Raw genomic sequence first — 19305 nt, forward strand, 5'->3', positions numbered from 1 at the left:
CCCCGTCCAGTGCAACCTTGGTCCTACAATGCACCCATCACAGGCTGTGCTTCAATGTAGATCGTGCTGAGCTACTGTAATAAAACTGGCCGGGCCCAGCCGGCCGGGCAGGGCACTTTTCAGCTGCCGGGGCGTCGAACAGCCACTGTTTTTTCCATTGAGGTATTACCGATGAAAGCCTGGATCTGCCTTCCACTGATTGCCTTGGCCCTTGCTGGCTGCGCGGGCAAGACGGCCTACCGTGACAGCTGCGCGACCCAGCTGGATGCCGCCTGGAAGGAACTGGACCTGGCCAAGGCCGAAGGCTTTGCCGGTGCAGTGAGTTACTCCAAGGCCTTGTCGCTGCTGACCGGGGCCAAGACCCAGCAGCAGTTCGAAGGTTACGAGAGCTGTACGCGCAAAGCCGAAAAGGCGCGCTTCTACATTCGTGAGTCGCGCGCCGGGCGCTGACCAAGGAGCGTCGTATGTCTGCCATGCTAGACCATGTAGTAGCCCAGATACTGGCCTTGCAGGTGCGCCTGATGGCCTGCCGCGAACGCCTGGCTGCCGATACCGACAGCGAAGCCTTGCACGACTTGCGCATCAGCCTGCGGCGCCTGCGCAGCCTGCTGCGGCCGCTGCGCGGGCTGCCTGGCGTGGAGCAGCTGGAGGGTGCCGCCAGCGCGTTGGGTACCCTGACCACGCCGCTGCGTGACCGGGAGGTGCTGGCAGCCGAGCTGATCGGGCGCGGCTATACCGCCGCCGGCCAGCGGCGCCTGGAAGGGCGTGGCAGGACCTTTGCCAGTGTCGCTGCCAGCCCGCAGCTGGCCCGGGTGCTGGCGATTGTCGACGCGTTTCCGTTGTTCCTGCGGGCGGCAGGCCGCGAGGGGCTGGTCAAGTCACTGGACAAACGCATTGACAAACGCCTGGTCAAGCAATGGCGCAAGTTGCACGAAGCCTTGCAAGACCCCGCTCACGACCGCCACCGCCTGCGCTTGCTGATCAAGCGTGCGCGGTATGGCGACGAGGCCTACCCACAACTCGACCACGCCGGGAAGAAACTGCAGCGCCTGCTGAAAAAGGCACAGGGCGACCTGGGCAAATGGCATGACCGCCTGCAGTGGTTGCTGCAGGCACGCGAGCATGCTGACCTGGCCCCCTGCAAAGTCGCGTGGGAGCAGGAGCTGCACGAGGCCGAGCGCAAGTCGGATGTGACGCTGGATGCCCTGCTGCAGGTGCTGGCGCGTCGCTAGCCCGACAATTGACCGATATGCGGGCTGATCGCCCGGGGTTTGCTAGCTACGATGGGCAGACCTTTTCACTGCGGGCAGGAGCCAGCCAATGAACTTCAACCAACTGCTCGACGCCGTGCGGGCCAACCCGGATGCCGTCAGCATTCCGCCTGGCTGGGCCCAGGGCCGCGCTGCCTTTGGCGGGCTGATGGCGGCCATGGTTTATGAGGCCATGCGCCTGAAACTCTCCGACAGCCGCCCTGTGCGCTCGCTGGCCATCAGCTTCGTCGCCCCTGCGGCTGCAGATGTACCAATCCGTTTCGAGGTGGAGGTATTGCGTGAAGGCAAGTCGGTCAGCACCTTGCTAGGCCGCGCTGTCCAGGATGGCCAGGTGGTGACCCTGGTGCAGGGCAATTTCGGTGCGGGCCGGCCTTCGGTGGTCGACGTGCCCGCGTCACCGGCGATGGAAATGCCAGCACTCGACGACGCTGCTCCCGAGTTACCGTATATCAAAGGCGTTACCCCGGAGTTCATGCGGCACGTGGCCTTGCGCTGGGCGGTGGGAGGGTTGCCGTTCAGTGGCAATCAGTCGCGCAGGATGGGCGGCTGGGTGCGCTTGCGGGATGTAGCTGAAGAGCAGGTCAATGAGTCGCATTTGCTGGCGCTGGTCGATGCCTGGCCGCCGAGCCTGATGCCGTTTCTCAAGCAGCCCGCAGCGGGCAGCACCCTGACCTGGACCATCGAGTTCATCCAGCCCACGGCGAAGCTGTCGACCCTGGACTGGTGCCGGTACTGCGTGGAGACCGAGCATGCGCGGGAGGGTTATGGGCATGCTGCTGCGGCGTTGTGGACGGCAGAGGGCGAGTTGCTGGCCCTGAGCCGACAGACCGTCACTGTGTTTGCCTGATCAATCTGGGAGCGCTGCGCGCTCCTTTCGCGACACAAGGCCGCTCCCGCAAGGATCTCGCAATTTTCAGATTGCGCGTGATTCCTGTGGGAGCGGCCTTGCGTCGCGATTGGGCTGCAAAGCAGCCCCATGGCATCAATGGCGGTGTTTGTGCCGCTCCCGCCAGGCCTTCCACCAGGCCCCACTCAGCACAAAGCGCGGAAAGGTAATGAACTGCTCCGTCAGCAAACGTTGCACGGCATCCTGGCGATTGGCGAACGGCTCAGGTTGTTCGGCCTCCAGGCGATGACCATGGCGCTGTAAGCCAAGGCCGGCAATCAGGGCGATCACGCCAACGGCAATCTGGCCCAGGTCCAGGCCGAACAGCCCCGACAGAATCAGCAGCGCGCCGAGAATGAACAGCGGCACGGCAATCAGGTGCAGCACCAGATTGGCCGGGTGGCGATGGTTATTGTGGTAGCCGCGCCATTGCCAGGCGGGCAGGTTGGGCAGGCGTTTGCTCATGGGCATTTCCTCTCGGTCATGCTCAAAGCTTAGTGCGGCCCCCGGGCGGGGGCCAATCGAGGCTGGCTATGGTGACTATAGCTTGAGCTGGCCAATGGCCCTGTTCAGTTCGCCGGCCAGGGTCGCCAGTTCGCTACTGGTGGTTGCCGAGCCCACTGTCTGTTGCACGGTCTGTTCGGTGACATCGCGGATGCTGACCACGGCGCGGTTCATTTCCTCGGCCACCTGGCTTTGCTGCTCGGCCGCCACGGCAATCTGGGTATTGCTTTCGCGCATCTGCGCCACAGCACCGGTAATCTCCGCCAGCGCCTCGCCGGCCTCCTGGGCCTGGCGGACGCAATCGTCGGCCTTGTACGAGCTTTCCTGCATGAATTCCACTGCATCGCGGGTGCCTGATTGCAGGGCAGAGACCATGGTGGTGATTTCGTCGGTAGAGGTTTGCACGCGCTTGGCCAGGTTGCGCACCTCATCGGCTACTACCGCAAAGCCGCGGCCCAGATCTCCGGCGCGCGCCGCTTCGATGGCGGCGTTGAGCGCCAGCAGGTTGGTCTGCTCGGCGATGCTGTGGATTACACCGACCACGCTGTTGATCTTCTGGCTGTCTTCGGCCAGTTGGCGAATCATTTCGGCGGTTTGCTGCACACCGCTGGACAGCCCGGAGATCGAATCCTGCACCCGGCTGACCACCTCTTTGCCGCTGCCGGCCAAGGTGTCGGCGGTTTGTGACAGGTCACGGGTGGCACCGGCATGCTGGGCAATGTGGTGCACCGTCGCTGACATTTCGTTGATGGCGGTGGCGGCCTGGTCAGTCTCGCTCTGCTGGCCGAGCATGCCGGTGCGTACGTTGTTCATGCTGGCAGCCAGGCGTGCGGCGCCCGAGTCCAACTGTGCAGCGGTGTGGGCGACGGTGCTGACCACGCGGTGGTAGGTGGCCTGCATGGCATTGAAGGCCCCGGCCATCTGGCCGACCTCGTCGCCGCAGGCCAGCGGCACACGGGCCGCCAGGTCGCCGGTCCTTTCCACGTGCAGCATCACATCCTTCAGGGTATTGAGCTGGCTGAGCAGGAAGCGGATCAGCAATTGCGAGGCGCCGAGCATGGCCAGCATCAGGACCAGCACACATACCGCGTAGTTGCTGAAGCGCTCGAAGAATACCTGGCGCAGGCTTGGCGACTGGGCGAGCACGGCCACCTGTTGGTCGCCGTGGCGCACTACCTGCGCCCCGCGCAGCGGGTTTTCGCCGAGGATCCAGGCGCTTGGTAGCTCCACCCAGCCCTGGGCGTTGCGCAGGCTATCGAGCGCCTCGCCGGCGAAAGCCGGCGTTTGCCCGGCCGACCAGCTGATGACGTTGTCCGGGCGCGGCAGTGCTTGCCCGGCAGGCCAGGCAGCCAGCAGCTGGGCTTGCGCTGCCGCCTGCGCCTGCGCCGCTTCGGCGCGGGCGCGTTGCTCCAGGTGCACGGCATAGAGCACCAGCAGCAGGGTCGTGACAAAGGCCACCGCATTGACGGCCCAGAATTTGTACTTCAGGGAAACATTGCTAAGCCAGGCACCCATGGGCAGGTCTTCTCTGAGTTGAGCGGAAACAATTTTGGCAAGGTGCCATCATTGTGCCTGCACTCGCTCAGCTAGATGTTGACCCATATCAACAGCCAGCGTGCAGGGCTCAAGGGAGCTGGAAGAACGCCCGCGCCGTCGCGGTGGTATGCGCCGCCGTATGCTCGGCTGATTCGCCCCGATGCAGCGCCACTTCGCGCAACACTTCCGGCAGAAACGCCGGCTCGTTGCGCCCGCTCTTCGGCTTGGGCCGCAGGCTGCGTGGCAGCAGGTAGGGTGCATCGCTCTCCAGCATCAACCGCCCTTCGGCGATGTTGCCCACCAGCGGGTGCAGGTGGGTGCCACGGCGCTCGTCGCAGATCCAGCCGGTGATGCCGATGTGCAGGTCCATGTCCAGGTAGGCGAACAGTGCCTCGCGCTCGCCGGTAAAGCAGTGCACCACCGCGCCGGTCAGATGGTCGCGGTAATGCTTGAGAATCGCCAGCAAGCGCTCGCTGGCGTCTCGCTCGTGCAGGAACACCGGCAGGCGCAGCTCTGCGGCCAGTGCCAACTGGGCTTCCAGGGCTTGTTCCTGGAGTGGGCGAGGGGAGAAGTCACGGTTGAAATCCAGGCCGCATTCGCCCACGGCGCGCACGCGTGGTTCATTCAACAGCTGGCGCAGCTGGCGCTCGCTGCCAGCATCCCAGGCCTTGGCATCGTGGGGGTGCACGCCTGCAGTGGCGAACAGGTGCGCACCGCTGGCGTCCAACTGCTGGCACAGCTCCAGCGCCTGTTCGCTGACTGCCAGGCTGGTGCCTGTCAGCACCATTTGCGTCACCCCGGCCTCAAGGGCGCGCTCAACGATTGCCTCCTGTTGATCGTGGAAACTGCTGTTGGTCAGGTTGACGCCGATATCGATCAGTTGCATGGTGCTATCTCGTGCCGCGGGGCGGCCAGCATAGCAAAATCCGCGTTTTTTCTGAAAAACCAAGAACTTCATGCTGTTACCGTGGTCTTTTATCGTCATTTCTCACTTGGCGGTGCAGTCCATGGATGCCGCCCAACCACCACGGACACGTTTTGCATGCTGCGATGCTGGCTTGTTTTCCTGCTGACGCTCGGGCTGACCCTGACCGGCCCGGCACAGGCGCGCGCGCCGGGGCCGCAGCAGAACATACCGCCCGCCAAGGTGCGTGACCTGCAGCAGATTCGTACCAGCAAAGTGCTGCGGGTGCTGGTCAACCAGAGCCGCAACAGCTCTGGCGAGGTCAAGGGCGAGCCGGTCGGCATCGAGTATTACCGCCTGCGGGCGTTGGAGCATTATCTCAATGCGCGTGCCGCCGATGACCAGCGGATCCAGCTAAAGCTCATACCGCGAGCCAAGGAGCAGTTGCTGGGCGCTCTGGCCCGCGGCGAGGGCGACCTGGCTGCGCCGGGCGAGCTGCTTGACCCCAGCACGGTGCGCGGCATGGGCAGCAGTGCGCCGATACTCGACCAGGTGCCGTTGATGCTGGTCGGGCGCAAAGGCGAGCGAAGCTTCAGCAAGGTCGAGCAGCTGTCCGGGCGGACCGTGGCCTTGACCAGCGCCAGTGCCGCCGGACCGCTGATCCAGCAGGCTAACCAGCAACTGGCACTGCGCAAGCGTCCGCCGATCAAGGTGGAGTGGGTCGACTCGACGCTGGCGGTGGAGGATGTACTGGAGATGGTGCAGGCTGGCATCTACCACCTGACGGTGGTTGAGCAGCCCATTGCCCGGCGCTGGGCGCGGGTCATGCCGCGCCTGCGCCTGGACAGTCGGGTACGCCTGGGGGCGCCGCAAGCCATGCGCTGGTATGTGGGGCGTGATGCGCCGCAATTGTTGGCCACGGTCGATCACTTCCTGCAAGGTTACCGCGCACCAGACAACCAGGATGCCGCCTTCGAGCGTATCTACCGGCGCCAGTACCGGGTGCACAACCCGTTGGCCAGCAAGGACCGCCAGCGCCTGGCCTCGGTGCGGGCGGTGCTGCAGAAGCATGGCCAGGCGCAGCAGATCGACTGGCTCAACCTGGCCGCCCTGGCCTTCAAGGAGTCGACGCTGAACCCGGCTGCACGCGGCACGGGAGGCGCCCATGGTCTGATGCAGATTACCCCTTCGGCCGCCCAGCGCGTGGGAGTGAGCAACACCGCCACGGTGGATGGCAATGTGCAGGCCAGCGCCCGCTACCTGGCGCTGATCCGGCGCAAGTTCTTCGCCAGCGCCAAGATCAACGAGCGCGAGCGCATGGCTTTTACGCTGGCGGCCTACAACCTCGGCCCCGAACGCGTCCAGGCGATGCGCTCCGAAGCCCGGCGGCGCGGCCTCAACGGGGACCAGTGGTTCTTCCAGACCGAACGCATCGCCATGGAGCAGGTGGGCATGGGGCCGGTCAACTTCGTCAACAGTGTCAACAAGTACTTTTTGGCGTTCAACCGCGAGCGGGCTGCGCTGGAGCGTGTGGCAAAGCGCTGATAAATCGATTATATCGATTGTTATGTTGGGTTTTTTACGATTTTCATATCTATCGAATTGATTATGATGGCGTCCATCCCAACACAACTTCTTCGCTTCAAGGACGCTTCGACATGAACAACACTACCCTCAACGCCCTGTTCTCCACCCGCGCCGGCGCCGGTCTCAGCGTTATCCGCATCCTGGTCGGCATCATCTTCATGGCGCACGGCGCGCAAAAACTGTTCGGCCTGTTCGGCGGTTATGGCCTGGAAGGTACCGGCCAGTGGATGGAAAGCATCGGCCTGGCCCCGGGCTACCTGATGGCCCTGTTGTCCGGTAGCGCCGAATTCTTCGGCGGCCTGGCACTGGTGGTCGGCTTGCTGGCTCGCCCGGCGGCCCTGGCGCTGAGCGTAACGCTGGTGGTGGCGATCCTCTCCGTGCACATCGGCAACGGCCTGTTCATGTCAAACAACGGCTACGAGTTCGCCCTGGCGCTGCTGGCCGGCACCGTTGCCGTCATGATCGAAGGCGCTGGCCGCTTTTCGCTGGACCGCCTGATCGCCCGGTAAACAGCTGCAAGCAGTGAACTGCAAGCCGCAAGCAAGAGCGGGCCGGTACTCGGCCTGCTTTTGCTTGCGGCTTCTAGCTTGCAACTTGTAGCTCATCGCTCTAGCATACCGCCTGCGCCGATTTAAACAGCTACTTGCGGGGCGCAGGAAAGCCCCCTCCGGGCCCACCGAAATACCGCTAAAGCGCTGGTTCGGTGACGCCTCCCACCGCTGCCCAGCGGGATTCGCGAGGCGGAGAGAAGCTCCATGAGTTGTCCACGTACCAGTGTCTGTTTGAGCCCTTTGCCAGCCAGCCAGGCGGCCCGCACACCGCGCATTCTGCTCGGCGGCCAGCATCAGCCCACCCTTTTGCGTCACCTCGAAGGCCTGTCCCGTCGCAGGGGCCAGGCGCGTGCCTTCCTGATCCAGTTCGTCGATATCGGCTGCCACCTGGCGCAATACGGCAATGACCGTTTCGACCTGGCCGTTATCCAGGCCCCGGCGCCGGACGAGGCCGCCGAAGTCATTGGCCACCTCACCCGCATCGCGCGCCAAGGCCTGATTACCCGCCGCTGAGGAGTGCGCTGTTGAGTACCAACATCATCACCACGGAAGGCCATGAGGCGCTGAAGAAAGAGCTGGAGCACCTGTGGCGCGTCTATCGCCCGGAGATCACCCAGAAGGTTGCCTGGGCGGCGTCACTGGGCGACCGCAGCGAAAATGCCGACTACCAGTACAACAAGAAGCTGCTGCGCGAAATCGACCGCCGGGTGCGTTACCTGCGCAAGCGGCTTGAAGATGTGAGGGTGGTGGCCTACTCGCCGCAACAGGAAGGCAAGGTGTTTTTTGGTGCCTGGGTCGAGATCGAGAATGACGATGGCGAGACCATGAAGTTTCGCATTGTCGGCTATGACGAGATCTACGGGCGCAACGATTACATCTCGATCGACTCGCCCATGGCGCGGGCCTTGCTCAAGAAGGAGGAGGGCGATGAGGTGGTGGTGCACACACCTACCGGTGAAGCGACCTGGTATGTGAAGGGCATCACTTACGGCCGGTAAGTTGATGTTGTCTTTGCCGGCCCCTTCGCGGGCATGCCCGCGAAGGGGCCGGTGCAGGTAACCCTCAACCCTCGCGCAACACCGCCAACGGGCTGGCATTCAGCGCCCGCCGCGTCCCCAGCACCCCTGCACCGCCCACCAGCAGCGCCCCCATCAGCGGCAGCGCCAGCAGCCACGGGTGCGGGCTCCACTGCAAGTCGAAGGCATAGCGGTACAGCACCAGGGTAATCAGCTCACAGCCCACTGCGGCCAACAACCCGCTGGCCGCCCCCAGCAAGCCGAACTCGATACGCCGTGCCTTGACCAGCAATGGCCGCGCCGCCCCCAGCGCACGCAGCAAGGCACCCTGGCGGATGCGTTCGTCCAGCGTTGACTGCAGGCCGGCAAACAACACCGCCAGCCCGGCGGCCAGTACGAAGAGCAGCACATACTCCACCGCCAGGGTCACCTGGGCGAGGATGCTGCGGAGCTGGTCGAGCAAGGCATCCACCTGCAGGATGGTCACCGCCGGGAATGCCCGTGACAGCGCCACCACGTCCAGGTCGTGGCCCGGCGCCAGGTAGAAGCTGGTCAGGTAGGTGGTCGGCAGCCCCTGCAGTGTGCCGGGCTGGAAGATCATGTAGAAGTTTGGCTGGAAGCTGTCCCAGTGCACGCTGCGCAGGCTGCTGACTCGGGCCTGGCGTTGCTGGCCGCCGATTTCGAAGGTTAGCAGGTCGCCCATTTTCAGTTTCAGGCTGCTGGCCAGCTCCGCCTCCACCGATACACCGGGGATTTCGTCGCTGCCGGGCAAGGCTTGCCACCAGTTGCCTGCGGTCAGTGCATTGCCTTCGGGCAGCTCGGCGGCCCAGGTCAGGCTGAGGTCGCGCTGCACGGCGCGCTCACCTGCCGTGTCCTTGCTGACGATTTGCTGTACCGGTTGCTCGTTGATTTGCACCAGGCGCCCCGGCGTTACCGGGTACAAAGGCGCTGAAGTGGCGTTGACCTGATGCAGGCGTTGAGCGAACGGCTCACGATCATCCGGCAGGATGTTCAGGGCGAAATGGTTGGGCGCATCCTTAGGTAACTGAGCTTGCCAGGTGTCGAGCAGTTCTGCGCGTAGCAGGGCGACCAACGCCATGGCTAGCAGGATCAGGCCGAAGGCCAAGGCCTGGCCGGCGGCGGCCGTGGGGTGGCGCAGCAACTGGCCCAGCCCCAGGCGCCAGGCCAGTGGCGCCCCGGCCAGCAGCTGGCGGAGGCTGCGCAAGCCGAGCAATAGCAAGCCGCCGAGCAGTAATGCGGCGACCAGGCCGCCCCCGAGCAGGGCGAAGGTGAGCAACAGATCGAGGCTCAGGCGCCACATGATCAGGCCAAGGGCAAACAGAGCGGCGCCGTACACCAACCAACTGCTGGGCGGTATCGGCAACAGATCACGGCGCAGTACCCGCAGTGGCGGGACCTGGCCCAGGGCGGCAATGGGTGGCAGGGCGAAGCCGGCTAGTGCAACCAACCCGGTGCCGATGCCGGCCAGGGCCGGGATGATGCCGCCTGCCGGCACCACGCTTGGCAGCAGGCCGTGCAGCAGGCGGAACAGGCCCAGTTGTGCCAGCCACCCGAGCAGCGCCCCGGCAATGGCGGCAACCAGGCCGAGCATGGCCAGTTGCAGGCAATACAGGCCCAGTGCCTGGCGGCGCGAGAGACCCAGGCAGCGCAGTAGTGCGCTGGCATCCAGACGACGTGCGGCATAACGGCTGGCCGACAAGGCCACGGCGACCCCGGCCAGCAGCACCGCCACCAGACTGGCCATGTTCAGGTAGCGTTCGGCCTTGCCCAGGGCGCCGCCGATCTGCTGGTTGCCATCGCGGGTGTCGCGCAGGCGCTGGTTGGCGGCCAGGTCTTTTTCCACGCCCTGGCGGTATTGGGCCAGCGCCCCGGCATCGCCGCGCCACAGGTCGCGGTAGGTGACCCGGCTGCCCGGCTGGATTACACCGGTGGCCTCCAGGTCGGCCAGGTTCATCATCACCCGCGGGGTGAGGCTGTAGAAGTTGTTGGCGCGGTCCGGTTCGTAGGTCAGCACACGGCTCATGCGCAGGGTTTTCATGCCTACGTCGATGCTGTCGCCAATCGCCAGCCCCAGCGCCGCCAACAGGCGGGGCTCGACCCACGCCTCGCCAGGTGCCGGGCCGCCGCCAGGTGTTTCCTCGGCATAGGGCGCCGGCGCGCTGCGTACTTGCCCGCGCAATGGGTAGGCGCTGTCGGCGGCCTTGACGCTGGACAGCTGGATGCCGTTGTCGCCGCCCACCACACTGGTGAACTCGACCACCTGCGCGTGACGCAAGCCAAGTGCGGTGCCGGTATCGATCTGCTGCTCGCGGGCGGGGGCGCTCCCCTGCAGCACCAGGTCGGCACCCAGGAATTCGCTGGCGCGCAGTTGCATGGCGCCGTTCAGGCGGGCGCCGAAATAGCCGATGGCGGTGCTGGCGGCCACTGCTACCAGCAGGGCAAAGAACAGCACGCGCACTTCGCTGGCGCGAATGTCGCGCAGCAACTGGCGCAGGGCCAGGCCGCACAGGCGGGACAACGGCATATGCTTCATCAAGCCTCCACCGGCGCCACCAGGCGCCCCGCGTCCAGGCGGATCTGGCGGCGACAGCGCCGGGCCAGGCGTTCGTCATGGGTGACCAGCACCAGGGTGGTACCGCGCTCCTTGTTCAAGTCAAACAGCAAGTCGCTGATGCGCTCACCCGTGTGGCTGTCGAGGTTGCCGGTGGGCTCGTCGGCAAACAACACCGCAGGTTGTGCGGCGAAGGCGCGGGCGATGGCTACCCGCTGCTGTTCGCCGCCCGACAGTTGGCGTGGGGTGTGGCTCAGGCGCTTGCCGAGGCCGACCCGCTCCAGCAGGGAGCGCGCCTGCTCGCGGGCATCGCGGCGGCCGTCCAGCTCCAGTGGCAGCATGACGTTTTCCAGCGCATTGAGGCTGTCGAGCAACTGGAATGACTGGAACACGAAACCCACATGTTCGGCGCGTACCCGGGCGCGCTGGTCTTCATCCAGTGGCCCCAGGTCGTTGCCGGCGAGGATGACCTTGCCGGCACTGGGCAGGTCGAGGCCGGCGAGCAGACCGAGCAGGGTCGACTTGCCTGAGCCCGAGGCGCCGACGATGGCCAGGCTGTCGCCTTTGGCCAGTTCGAGGGAGAGCGCGTGGAGGATCGTCAGGTCACCTTCCGCGCTGGGGACCACTTTGCTAAGGTTCTGCGCAACGAGTATGTTGGGGCCCATGGAGAATCCGATGCGAGTGTGGTGGTTGAGTGCCGGTCTGGCCCTGTATTGCCTGGCCCAGAGCGCGGCGGCGGGAACACTGCTGGTTGTTGGCGATAGTATCAGCGCCGGTTTTGGCCTGGATAGCCGCCAGGGTTGGGTCACTCTGTTGCAGACCCGCCTCAAGGACGAAGGTTTCGACGACAAAGTGGTCAATGCCTCGATCAGCGGCGACACCAGCGCAGGTGGCCAGGCGCGGCTGCCGGCGCTGCTTGCAGCGCATAAACCGAGCTTGGTGGTGCTGGAGCTGGGCGGCAACGATGGCCTGCGTGGGCAACCGCCCGCGCAATTGCAACAAAATCTTGCCTCGATGATTGAGGGGGCACGCCAGGCCGGTGCCAAGGTGGTGTTGCTGGGCATGCGCCTGCCGCCCAATTACGGGGTGCGCTACACCACCGCTTTTGCCAAGGTGTATGAACAGCTGGCTGCGGACAAACAGGTGCCGTTGGTGCCGTTTTTCCTCGAAGGGGTAGGGGGCGTGCCTGAGTTGATGCAGGCCGATGGCATCCATCCGGCCCAAGGTGCCCAGCAGCGCCTGCTGGAAAATGCCTGGCCGATGATAAAACCCTTGCTGTGACGCTTTAAACGGGGCGGGCTTTCGGCTAATGTTGCGCCCCCCGTTTCGAGTGCCCCCGATGCCGCGCCCTGCCTGGTCCCTGTATGCCTATCAACTGATCGAGCCCGATGAGCAGCTCGACCTGTTCGCCTGCCAGGAAATCCGCGTCCACCTGGTGGCCCGCCAGCTTGAGCTGGGCGTGCCGGTCGACCGTACCTTGTGCGGCGGCCTGCTGCCGGCGCAGCCGCGCTGGTCGGGCGTGCCGCGCGCGATCTACCGCGATAGCCGGCTGTGTGACTTGTGCCGAGCCATCCTCGATGCCCAGCGGCGCGGCATGCGCCCGGTCTGGCCAGAGCTGCAGGCGAGCTGAACGGCAAGCACCTTTCATCATCTGAAACGCTTGCATCGCGCCAATGCCTCCCGCTTGCATCGGCGCGGGTGTACAATCGATCCTCTTGACCCACCTTTCGAAGGATTTACCGGATGTTGCCGCGCTTTCCTGCCGTCACCCGTAGCCTGTCCCTGGCCGCCCTGCTGGTAGCGGGCCCCGCTGCTGCGCTGGAGCTGCCACTGCCACCGCCCGGTGAAGACATCGTCGGTCAGGTGCATGTGATCAAGGCAAAGTACGAGGACACGTTCGCCGACATCGGCACCGCCAACGACCTCGGCTACCTGGAAATGATTGCCGCCAACCCGGGCGTCGACCCTTGGCTGCCGGGCGCTGGCACCGAGATCATCCTGCCGACCCGCTACGTGCTGCCGCCTGGCCCGCGCGAAGGCATCGTCATCAACCTGGCCGAGTACCGCCTGTACTACTTCCCGAAAGGGCAGAACGTGGTACATACCTTCCCGCTAGGGATTGGTCGTGAGGGTTGGGGGTCGCCGATCGCCAATACCAAGATCACCGCCAAGACGCCGAACCCGACCTGGACGCCACCTGCTTCGATCCGCAAAGAGCACGCGGCGGACGGTGACATCCTGCCGACCGTAGTGCCGGCTGGCCCGGACAACCCGCTGGGGCCGTTCAAGTTCACCTTGGGCGTGCCGGGCTACCTGATCCACGGTTCGAACAAGAAGTTCGGCATTGGCATGCGTACCAGCCACGGCTGCTTCCGCATGCTCAACAACAACGTGCTGGAACTGTCGAAGATGGTGCCGGTGGGTACGCCGGTGCGCATCATCAACGAGCCTTACAAGTTCGGTATCAGCGGCGGCAAGGTCTATCTGGAAGCGCACACGCCCCTGGATGACCAGGGTAACCCGTCGGTAGTCGATAAACACACCGCCGTTATCAACGCCTTGCTCAAGCGTGAAGACCTGGCCAATAACCTGCGTATGAACTGGGACATGGTGCGTGACGTGGTGGCCGCAGAAGATGGCATGCCGGTAGAAATTGCCGTGCCGGTCGAGAACCAGGGTAGCGCACCTATGGTGTCGAGCATTCCGCCAGAACTGCAGTAAGGTAATTGCGACACATCACGGCCCGCCTTAGTGCGGGCCTTTTCGTTACTGCCTGGCGCATTTACCTTGCTGGCAGGCAATAAAAAAGCCGACCCACAAGTGGGTCGGCTTCTTAACAATCCGCGAGGATTATTACTTGCGGCTGGCTTTGTCCAGCATACGCAGAGCGCGCTCGTTGGCTTCGTCAGCGGTCTGCTGAGCCTTCTGAGCGGCTGCCAGTGCGTCGTCAGCCTTACGGTAGGCTTCGTCAGCACGAGCTTGAGCGCGAGCTGCTGCGTCTTCAGTCGCAGTCAGACGAGCTTCGGTTTCTTTGGATACGCTGCTGCAACCGGTAGCCAGAACTGCGGCCAGAGCCAGAGCAGAGAATTTCAGAACGTTGTTCATCGTGTTCCCCTTCAAGGACTTTCTATTAAATAGCCATCTCTCAGGAAAGAGAAACTGGCCGGCGTACATAGTACCCATTACTTGTAGTAAGTAAACTGACTGAGCGCAAGAACTGCAAAAAAAATGTGGCTTGGCGCCACGCCGACAAGATTTGCGACGTGCGTGTGAAAAAAACGTGCAGGGTTCGCAAGCGATTGTAGTGCCGGAACTTTTTTGTTGAACTAACGGTGACTTTAACTGTCCTTCGACGTCTTAAGCCCTACAACATCCGGCGGCTGTTGAAGGTAGCAGGGAAGAGTCGCTTTCTCAGCATTTTCGCCATTTTTCGCCGCTGCCACCTTGAGCAATCCCATTTGCGGCGCCTACTATCTTGTGAGTGCCACAGGATCCGAACGATTACAATCGTCCAGAGGTCGAAGGGGCAACAGGTGGCGTAGAGGATTTAGCGCCGGATAAACCACCATCGGTTAAGGTATGGGTCTGCCGAGAAGACCTGCGAGGAGTAGTGATGAGCGAAGCGCTGACCATCCACCATGACCAGGCCGGTCATCAGTTCGAGACCACCGTGGACGGTCATCGTGCCTATCTGACGTACATGGATCTGGGCAAGCAGACGCTGGACATCTATCGCACCTTCGTGCCCAACGCCTTGCGGGGCCGCGGGATTGCTGCCGCTTTGACCGAGCGGGCGCTGGAGTACGCTGAACAGATGGGCTACACGGTGATTCCGTCCTGCTCATATGTGGAACGCTACATGGAGCGCCAGCAGCGGCATTCGAGCAAGGCCTGACGCTTTACATAAAAAAACGGGGGCCGCTTCGCGCCCCATTCGCGGCACAAGGCCGCTCCTACAGGAGATCGCATATCCCTGTAGGAGCGGCCTTGTGCCGCGAATGGGGCGCGAAGCGGCCCCGCTTTTTTATATCAATCAGCCGCGCTTACGCTGCGGCAGCACATCCTTGAGCTTGGCATGCATGCTGCGCAAGGTTTTCTCGGTCGCGGACCAGTCGATGCACGAGTCGGTGACCGAGACGCCGTACTGCAATTCGTTCAGGTCTTTCGGAATCGACTGGCAGCCCCAGTTCAGGTGGCTTTCCACCATCAGGCCAATGATCGACTGGTTGCCTTCGAGGATCTGGTTGGCAACGTTCTCCATGACCAGCGGTTGCAGGGCCGGGTCCTTGTTGGAGTTGGCGTGGCTGCAATCGACCATGATGTTGGCCTTGATCTTGGCTTTGGCCAGGTCCTGCTCGCACAGGGCGACGCTGACCGAGTCGTAGTTCGGCTTGCCGTTGCCGCCGCGCAGTACCACGTGGCCGTACGGGTTGCCCTTGGTGGTGACGATGGACACGCCACCTTCCTGGTTGATACCGAGGAAGCGGTGTGGCTTGGACACCGACTGCAGGGCGTTGATGGCAACGGTCAGGCCGCCGTCAGTGCCGTTCTTGAAGCCGACCGCCGAGGACAGGCCCGAGGCCATTTCGCGGTGGGTCTGCGATTCGGTGGTGCGAGCGCCGATGGCCGACCAGCTGATCAGGTCCTGCAGGTATTGCGGGGAAATCGGGTCAAGCGCTTCGGTAGCGGTCGGCAGGCCCATTTCGGCCAGGTCCAGCAGCAGCTGGCGGCCAATGTGCAGGCCATCCTGGATCTTGAACGAGTCATCCAGGTACGGGTCGTTGATCAGGCCTTTCCAGCCGACGGTGGTGCGTGGCTTTTCGAAGTACACACGCATGACCAGGTACAGCGTATCGGACACTTCGGCGGCCAGCACCTTCAGGCGCTCGGCGTATTCGTGGGCGGCCTTGATGTCGTGGATGGAGCAAGGGCCGACTACGACGAACAGGCGATGGTCCTTGCCATCGAGAATATTGCGCACCACTTCACGGCCGGCAGTCACGGTCTGCAGGGCCTTGGCGCTGAGGGGGATTTCCTTCTTGAGCTGATCGGGGGTGATCAGGGTCTCGTTGGAGGCAACGTTCAAGTCATCGATCGGTAAATCAGCCATCGTGTTACTCGTCAGGTCACGGGTGCCGGCCGCCAACTGTCCCCGTGCGGCCCAGCAGCAAGAATAATCGCAGCGGGGAGCCGAACCTTAGCGCGTTACGGGTGGCGCGACAATGGGCTGAAGTCGCGTCAGCATGCTGTTTTCCCTGCTGTTGTGGCACTTTGGCGTGCATGGGCTAGCTGGCAGTGTGCAAGCTGTGTAAAAAGAAAGCTGACCTTGACCTGGAAATCGGCATGCATCCGCGCGCACCACGCATCGGCATCATTGGCAGCGGAGCTATTGGAGGCTTCTATGGCTTGATGCTGGCCCGGGCTGGTTTCGACGTGCATTTTCTGCTGCGCAGCGAGTCCGTCCAACGGTCTGTCGGTATTGCTGGGCGAAGGCACCGCCGGGCTGATGGCAAGCAGCCATGACCGTGAACTGATCCAGGCCCTGATGGCCGAGGTGTGCAAGGCGCTGCCGCCTGTGGGCATGTGTTACCCGAGGGGTATGCCGAGCACTTGTTCCAGATGACCGAGCGCATGCCTGACTATTGGCCAAGCATGTTTCACGACTATGCCCTCATGCGCCCGCTGGAGCTGCAGGCTATCTATGCAGAGCCGCTGGCGCGTGCGCGTATGGCAGGCTGCAGCTTGCCGGGCATGGGAACCCTGTACCAGGCCATGAGTTTCCTCGACACCAGAGATCGGCCCTGCTGACGGCGGCTTTGACCTTGGCGTTGCTTTTTTTGCGCGGGCCTGCAGGCCACGCCGGCAGCGCGCCGGACGGCAAAGCGTGCGTTCGGCGCGCTGCTAAGCTGAAGCTTGCTCTGCCGTTGCGGCAGTCGAGGAGGTCGAATGATCCGCTCCATGCTGTACGCCACCGACCTCGGTGTCTACGCCCCTTTTGTGATGCAGCACGCGCTGGCCTTGGCGCGCACGTTCAATGCCGAGTTGTATGTCATTCACGCCGTGGAGCCAATGGGCCAGTTCGCCGAATCCCTCCTGCAAAGCTACCTCGATGAGCAGACGCTCGACCAGTTGCATAGCCAGGGGGTGAACGCGGTGATGGCCAACATCGAGCAGCGCGTGCTGGAAAACTTCCGCGATGAGCTGGGCGAGGAGGCCGACCTTGCGGTGATCAAGGCGGTGCGGGTACGCCAGGGCGATCCGGCGCAGGTGATCCTTGACCAGGCGCAGCGGCTTAGCGTCGACCTGTTGATTTTCGGCAGCCACAGCGCCGGCGCCGGCGTGGATGTGCCCTTGGGGCGCACGGCAGTGCGACTGCTGCAACTGTCGCCGGTGCCGGTGTACATGGTGCCTTTGGCGCAGCATCTGGGGCGTAGGAAAATATGAAGTGGAGCGTCTGCTTTTTCCGAGGGTACGTAACAAAATAGTTCTAGATTTATTTCCAGAACCACTAATATAGTTATATATCGTCGCTGCCTGCTGCCGCGGACTCATCGCTGAACCGAGGGAAACCTATGAAGCTTCAACAACTGCGCTACATCTGGGAAGTGGCGCACCATGACCTCAACGTCTCCGCGACGGCGCAGAGCCTGTATACCTCCCAGCCAGGTATCAGCAAGCAGATCCGCCTGCTCGAAGATGAACTGGGTGTTGAAGTCTTTGCTCGCAGCGGCAAGCACCTCACCCGTGTCACCCCGGCCGGTGAGCGCATCATCAATACTGCCGGCGAAATCCTGCGCAAGGTCGAAAGCATCAAGCAGATTGCCCAGGAGTTCTCCAACGAGAAGAAGGGTACGCTGTCCATTGCCACCACCCACACCCAGGCGCGCTATGCCTTGCCGCCGGTGATCAGCAGCTTCATCAAGCAGTACCCGGAAGTGTCCCTGCACATGCACCAGGGTTCGCCCATGCAGATTGCCGAGATGGCTGCGGACGGTACGGTCGACTTCGCCATCGCCACCGAGGCGCTGGAGCTGTTCGGCGACCTGATCATGATGCCGTGCTACAAGTGGAACCGCTGCGTGGTGGTGCCACAAGGTCACCCGCTGGCCAAGCTGCCGAAACTGACCCTGGAAGCGGTTGCCGAATACCCGATCGTTACCTATGTGTTCGGTTTTACCGGGCGCTCGAAGCTGGACGAAGCCTTCAACCACCGTGGCCTTACGCCAAAAGTGGTGTTCACCGCAGCAGACGCCGACGTGATCAAGACCTATGTGCGCCTGGGGCTGGGCGTGGGTATCGTCGCGGGTATGGCCGTGGACGCCAAACTCGACAATGACCTGGTGGCCCTGGATGCCAGCGAGCTGTTCGAAGCCAGCATTACCAAGATCGGCTTCCGTCGTGGCACCTTCCTGCGCGGCTTCATGTGCGACTTCATCGAGAAGTTCGCCCCGCACCTGACCCGCGAAGTGATGGCCAAGGCCATTCAGTGCCATAACAAGCAAGAGCTTGAAGAACTGTTCGCAGGCGTTGAACTGCCGGTGCACTGATCCGCAATTGTGCGGGGCCGCTTTGCGGCTCTTTCGCGGCACAAGGCCGCTCCTACAGGGGATGCGATCTCATGTAGGAGCGGCCTTGTGTCGTGATAGGGCTGCAAAGCAGCCCCGGCTATCTCAAGCCTTGCTGATCAGGTTGCCGGCGTGCAGCCCGCATTCCTTTTGCGTCGACTCTTCCCACCACCAACGCCCTTCACGCTCATGCTGGTTCGGCAGCACCGGACGGGTGCATGGCTCGCAGCCGATGCTGATGAAGCCGCGCTCATGCAGGCTGTTATATGGCAGCTCAAGCATGCGGATATAACCCCACACCTCTTCACTGCTCATCTGCGCCAGCGGGTTGAACTTGTACAGGGTGCGCTCGGGCGTGGAGAAGGCGCTGTCGATTTCCAGTGCCGCCACCTGGCTGCGGGTGCCTGGGCTCTGGTCGCGGCGCTGGCCGGTGGCCCAGGCGCTCACGGTGGCCAGCTTGCGACGCAGCGGCTCGATCTTGCGAATACCGCAGCACTCGCCGTGGCCGTCCTTGTAGAAGCTGAACAGGCCCTTTTCCTTGACGAACGGGTCGAGTTTGGCACGGTCGGGGCTGAGCAGTTCAATCGGCAGGTTGTACTGCTCGCGCACCTGGTCGATGAACCGGTAGGTCTCCGGGTGCAGGCGGCCGGTGTCGAGGCTGAACACCTTGACCTGCTTGTTCAGCTTCCAGGCCATGTCGACCAGCACCACGTCCTCGGCGCCGCTGAAGGAGATCCACAGGTCATCACCAAAATGCTCGAAGGCGAGCTTGAGAATGTCCTGCGGGGACTTGTTGGCGTAGGTCGCGGCCAGGGCGGCGACGTCGAAGGGTTGGCTCATCAGGCGGTTTCCATCTTGGCTGTGGCGCTGTGCGCTCGTAGTAAGGTGATGGTAACAAAAAAACGCGGGCTAG

21 protein-coding genes and 1 pseudogene are annotated in these 19305 nt (G+C 63.2%); 14 read left to right on the top strand and 8 right to left on the bottom strand.

Annotated features, from left to right (window positions below):
* Positions 1-171 precede the first annotated feature (171 nt).
* The 3 genes from MRBLPB4O_RS09060 (at position 172) to MRBLPB4O_RS09070 (ending at position 2118) form a co-directional block, all read left to right on the top strand.
* Positions 172-450, top strand: a complete 279-nt coding sequence (locus MRBLPB4O_RS09060) for a lipoprotein (protein WP_003250254.1) — start codon at positions 172-174, stop codon at positions 448-450.
* Positions 451-464: 14 nt separating this feature from the next.
* Positions 465-1232 carry a CHAD domain-containing protein gene (locus tag MRBLPB4O_RS09065; protein ID WP_341798145.1) on the top strand — a complete coding sequence of 256 codons (768 nt, stop codon included), beginning with the start codon at positions 465-467 and terminating at the stop codon, positions 1230-1232.
* 88 nt (positions 1233-1320) lie between these two features.
* Positions 1321-2118, top strand: coding sequence for a thioesterase family protein (locus MRBLPB4O_RS09070; protein WP_341798146.1), 798 nt, complete (start codon positions 1321-1323; stop codon positions 2116-2118).
* 135 nt (positions 2119-2253) lie between these two features.
* Here MRBLPB4O_RS09070 and MRBLPB4O_RS09075 read toward each other — a convergent pair whose 3' ends face one another.
* The 3 genes from MRBLPB4O_RS09075 to MRBLPB4O_RS09085 form a co-directional block, all read right to left on the bottom strand.
* A complete protein-coding gene (locus tag MRBLPB4O_RS09075) occupies positions 2254-2622 on the bottom strand; it encodes an Mpo1-like protein (protein WP_016500553.1) in 369 nt (122 codons plus the stop codon).
* A 75-nt stretch (positions 2623-2697) separates the two neighbouring features.
* Positions 2698-4176 carry a methyl-accepting chemotaxis protein gene (locus MRBLPB4O_RS09080; protein WP_341798147.1) on the bottom strand — a complete coding sequence of 493 codons (1479 nt, stop codon included), beginning with the start codon at positions 4174-4176 and terminating at the stop codon, positions 2698-2700.
* A gap of 109 nt (positions 4177-4285) precedes the next feature.
* Complete coding sequence (locus MRBLPB4O_RS09085) at positions 4286-5083, bottom strand: TatD family hydrolase (RefSeq protein ID WP_341798148.1); 798 nt, start codon at positions 5081-5083, stop codon at positions 4286-4288.
* Between the two features lie 156 nt (positions 5084-5239).
* Between MRBLPB4O_RS09085 and MRBLPB4O_RS09090 the strand changes: the two genes are divergently transcribed.
* From MRBLPB4O_RS09090 to greB, 4 genes are all read left to right on the top strand, one after another.
* Entirely contained in the window at positions 5240-6646 is a 1407-nt protein-coding gene (locus MRBLPB4O_RS09090; RefSeq protein WP_341798149.1) for a transglycosylase SLT domain-containing protein, read from the top strand.
* A 113-nt stretch (positions 6647-6759) separates the two neighbouring features.
* Complete coding sequence (locus tag MRBLPB4O_RS09095; RefSeq protein WP_016500549.1) at positions 6760-7197, top strand: DoxX family protein; 438 nt, start codon at positions 6760-6762, stop codon at positions 7195-7197.
* Between the two features lie 246 nt (positions 7198-7443).
* The gene (locus MRBLPB4O_RS09100; RefSeq protein WP_341798150.1) at positions 7444-7752 is read left to right on the top strand and encodes a hypothetical protein; all 309 of its coding nucleotides are present in this window, start codon (positions 7444-7446) and stop codon (positions 7750-7752) included.
* A gap of 11 nt (positions 7753-7763) precedes the next feature.
* Positions 7764-8237 carry a transcription elongation factor GreB gene (gene greB, locus MRBLPB4O_RS09105; protein ID WP_341798151.1) on the top strand — a complete coding sequence of 158 codons (474 nt, stop codon included), beginning with the start codon at positions 7764-7766 and terminating at the stop codon, positions 8235-8237.
* Between the two features lie 64 nt (positions 8238-8301).
* Here the strand turns inward: greB and MRBLPB4O_RS09110 are convergent, their stop codons facing one another.
* Together MRBLPB4O_RS09110 and MRBLPB4O_RS09115 are read right to left on the bottom strand one after the other, a co-directional pair.
* The gene (locus MRBLPB4O_RS09110; RefSeq protein ID WP_341798152.1) at positions 8302-10809 is read right to left on the bottom strand and encodes an FtsX-like permease family protein; all 2508 of its coding nucleotides are present in this window, start codon (positions 10807-10809) and stop codon (positions 8302-8304) included.
* Positions 10809-11492: an ABC transporter ATP-binding protein gene (locus tag MRBLPB4O_RS09115; RefSeq protein ID WP_016500545.1), complete on the bottom strand. Its 684-nt coding sequence runs from the start codon at positions 11490-11492 to the stop codon at positions 10809-10811. Before MRBLPB4O_RS09115 ends, MRBLPB4O_RS09110 begins: the two co-directional genes overlap by 1 nt.
* Positions 11493-11502: 10 nt before the next feature.
* On the opposite strand from MRBLPB4O_RS09115, the gene MRBLPB4O_RS09120 reads away from it, so the two are divergent.
* From MRBLPB4O_RS09120 to MRBLPB4O_RS09130, 3 genes are all read left to right on the top strand, one after another.
* Positions 11503-12108, top strand: a complete 606-nt coding sequence (locus MRBLPB4O_RS09120) for an arylesterase (RefSeq protein WP_341798153.1) — start codon at positions 11503-11505, stop codon at positions 12106-12108.
* 58 nt (positions 12109-12166) lie between these two features.
* Positions 12167-12457, top strand: coding sequence for a hypothetical protein (locus tag MRBLPB4O_RS09125; protein WP_016485900.1), 291 nt, complete (start codon positions 12167-12169; stop codon positions 12455-12457).
* A 113-nt stretch (positions 12458-12570) separates the two neighbouring features.
* Entirely contained in the window at positions 12571-13548 is a 978-nt protein-coding gene (locus MRBLPB4O_RS09130) for a L,D-transpeptidase family protein (RefSeq protein WP_016500543.1), read from the top strand.
* Positions 13549-13680: 132 nt separating this feature from the next.
* Here the strand turns inward: MRBLPB4O_RS09130 and oprI are convergent, their stop codons facing one another.
* Positions 13681-13932 (bottom strand): outer membrane lipoprotei OprI, encoded by a 252-nt coding sequence (gene oprI, locus MRBLPB4O_RS09135; RefSeq protein ID WP_003259780.1) that lies wholly within the window; start codon positions 13930-13932, stop codon positions 13681-13683.
* Positions 13933-14440: 508 nt separating this feature from the next.
* Here oprI and MRBLPB4O_RS09140 point away from each other — a divergent pair.
* The gene (locus MRBLPB4O_RS09140) at positions 14441-14722 is read left to right on the top strand and encodes a GNAT family N-acetyltransferase (RefSeq protein ID WP_016500542.1); all 282 of its coding nucleotides are present in this window, start codon (positions 14441-14443) and stop codon (positions 14720-14722) included.
* A 138-nt stretch (positions 14723-14860) separates the two neighbouring features.
* Here the strand turns inward: MRBLPB4O_RS09140 and MRBLPB4O_RS09145 are convergent, their stop codons facing one another.
* Positions 14861-15937, bottom strand: coding sequence for a 3-deoxy-7-phosphoheptulonate synthase (locus tag MRBLPB4O_RS09145; RefSeq protein WP_341798154.1), 1077 nt, complete (start codon positions 15935-15937; stop codon positions 14861-14863).
* Between the two features lie 233 nt (positions 15938-16170).
* Between MRBLPB4O_RS09145 and MRBLPB4O_RS09150 the strand changes: the two are divergent.
* From MRBLPB4O_RS09150 to cysB, 3 genes and pseudogenes are all read left to right on the top strand, one after another.
* A pseudogene (locus MRBLPB4O_RS09150) lies at positions 16171-16635 on the top strand (ketopantoate reductase C-terminal domain-containing protein).
* A 138-nt stretch (positions 16636-16773) separates the two neighbouring features.
* Positions 16774-17271, top strand: a complete 498-nt coding sequence (locus tag MRBLPB4O_RS09155; RefSeq protein WP_341798155.1) for a universal stress protein — start codon at positions 16774-16776, stop codon at positions 17269-17271.
* 128 nt (positions 17272-17399) lie between these two features.
* Positions 17400-18374 (top strand): HTH-type transcriptional regulator CysB, encoded by a 975-nt coding sequence (cysB, locus tag MRBLPB4O_RS09160; RefSeq protein WP_016485905.1) that lies wholly within the window; start codon positions 17400-17402, stop codon positions 18372-18374.
* A 123-nt stretch (positions 18375-18497) separates the two neighbouring features.
* Here cysB and MRBLPB4O_RS09165 read toward each other — a convergent pair whose 3' ends face one another.
* Complete coding sequence (locus tag MRBLPB4O_RS09165) at positions 18498-19232, bottom strand: phosphoadenylyl-sulfate reductase (RefSeq protein ID WP_016500538.1); 735 nt, start codon at positions 19230-19232, stop codon at positions 18498-18500.
* Positions 19233-19305: the final 73 nt, after the last annotated feature.

The sequence above is a fragment of the Pseudomonas sp. LPB4.O genome (assembly GCF_038383825.1).
In the GTDB taxonomy this organism is placed as follows: domain Bacteria; phylum Pseudomonadota; class Gammaproteobacteria; order Pseudomonadales; family Pseudomonadaceae; genus Aquipseudomonas; species Aquipseudomonas putida.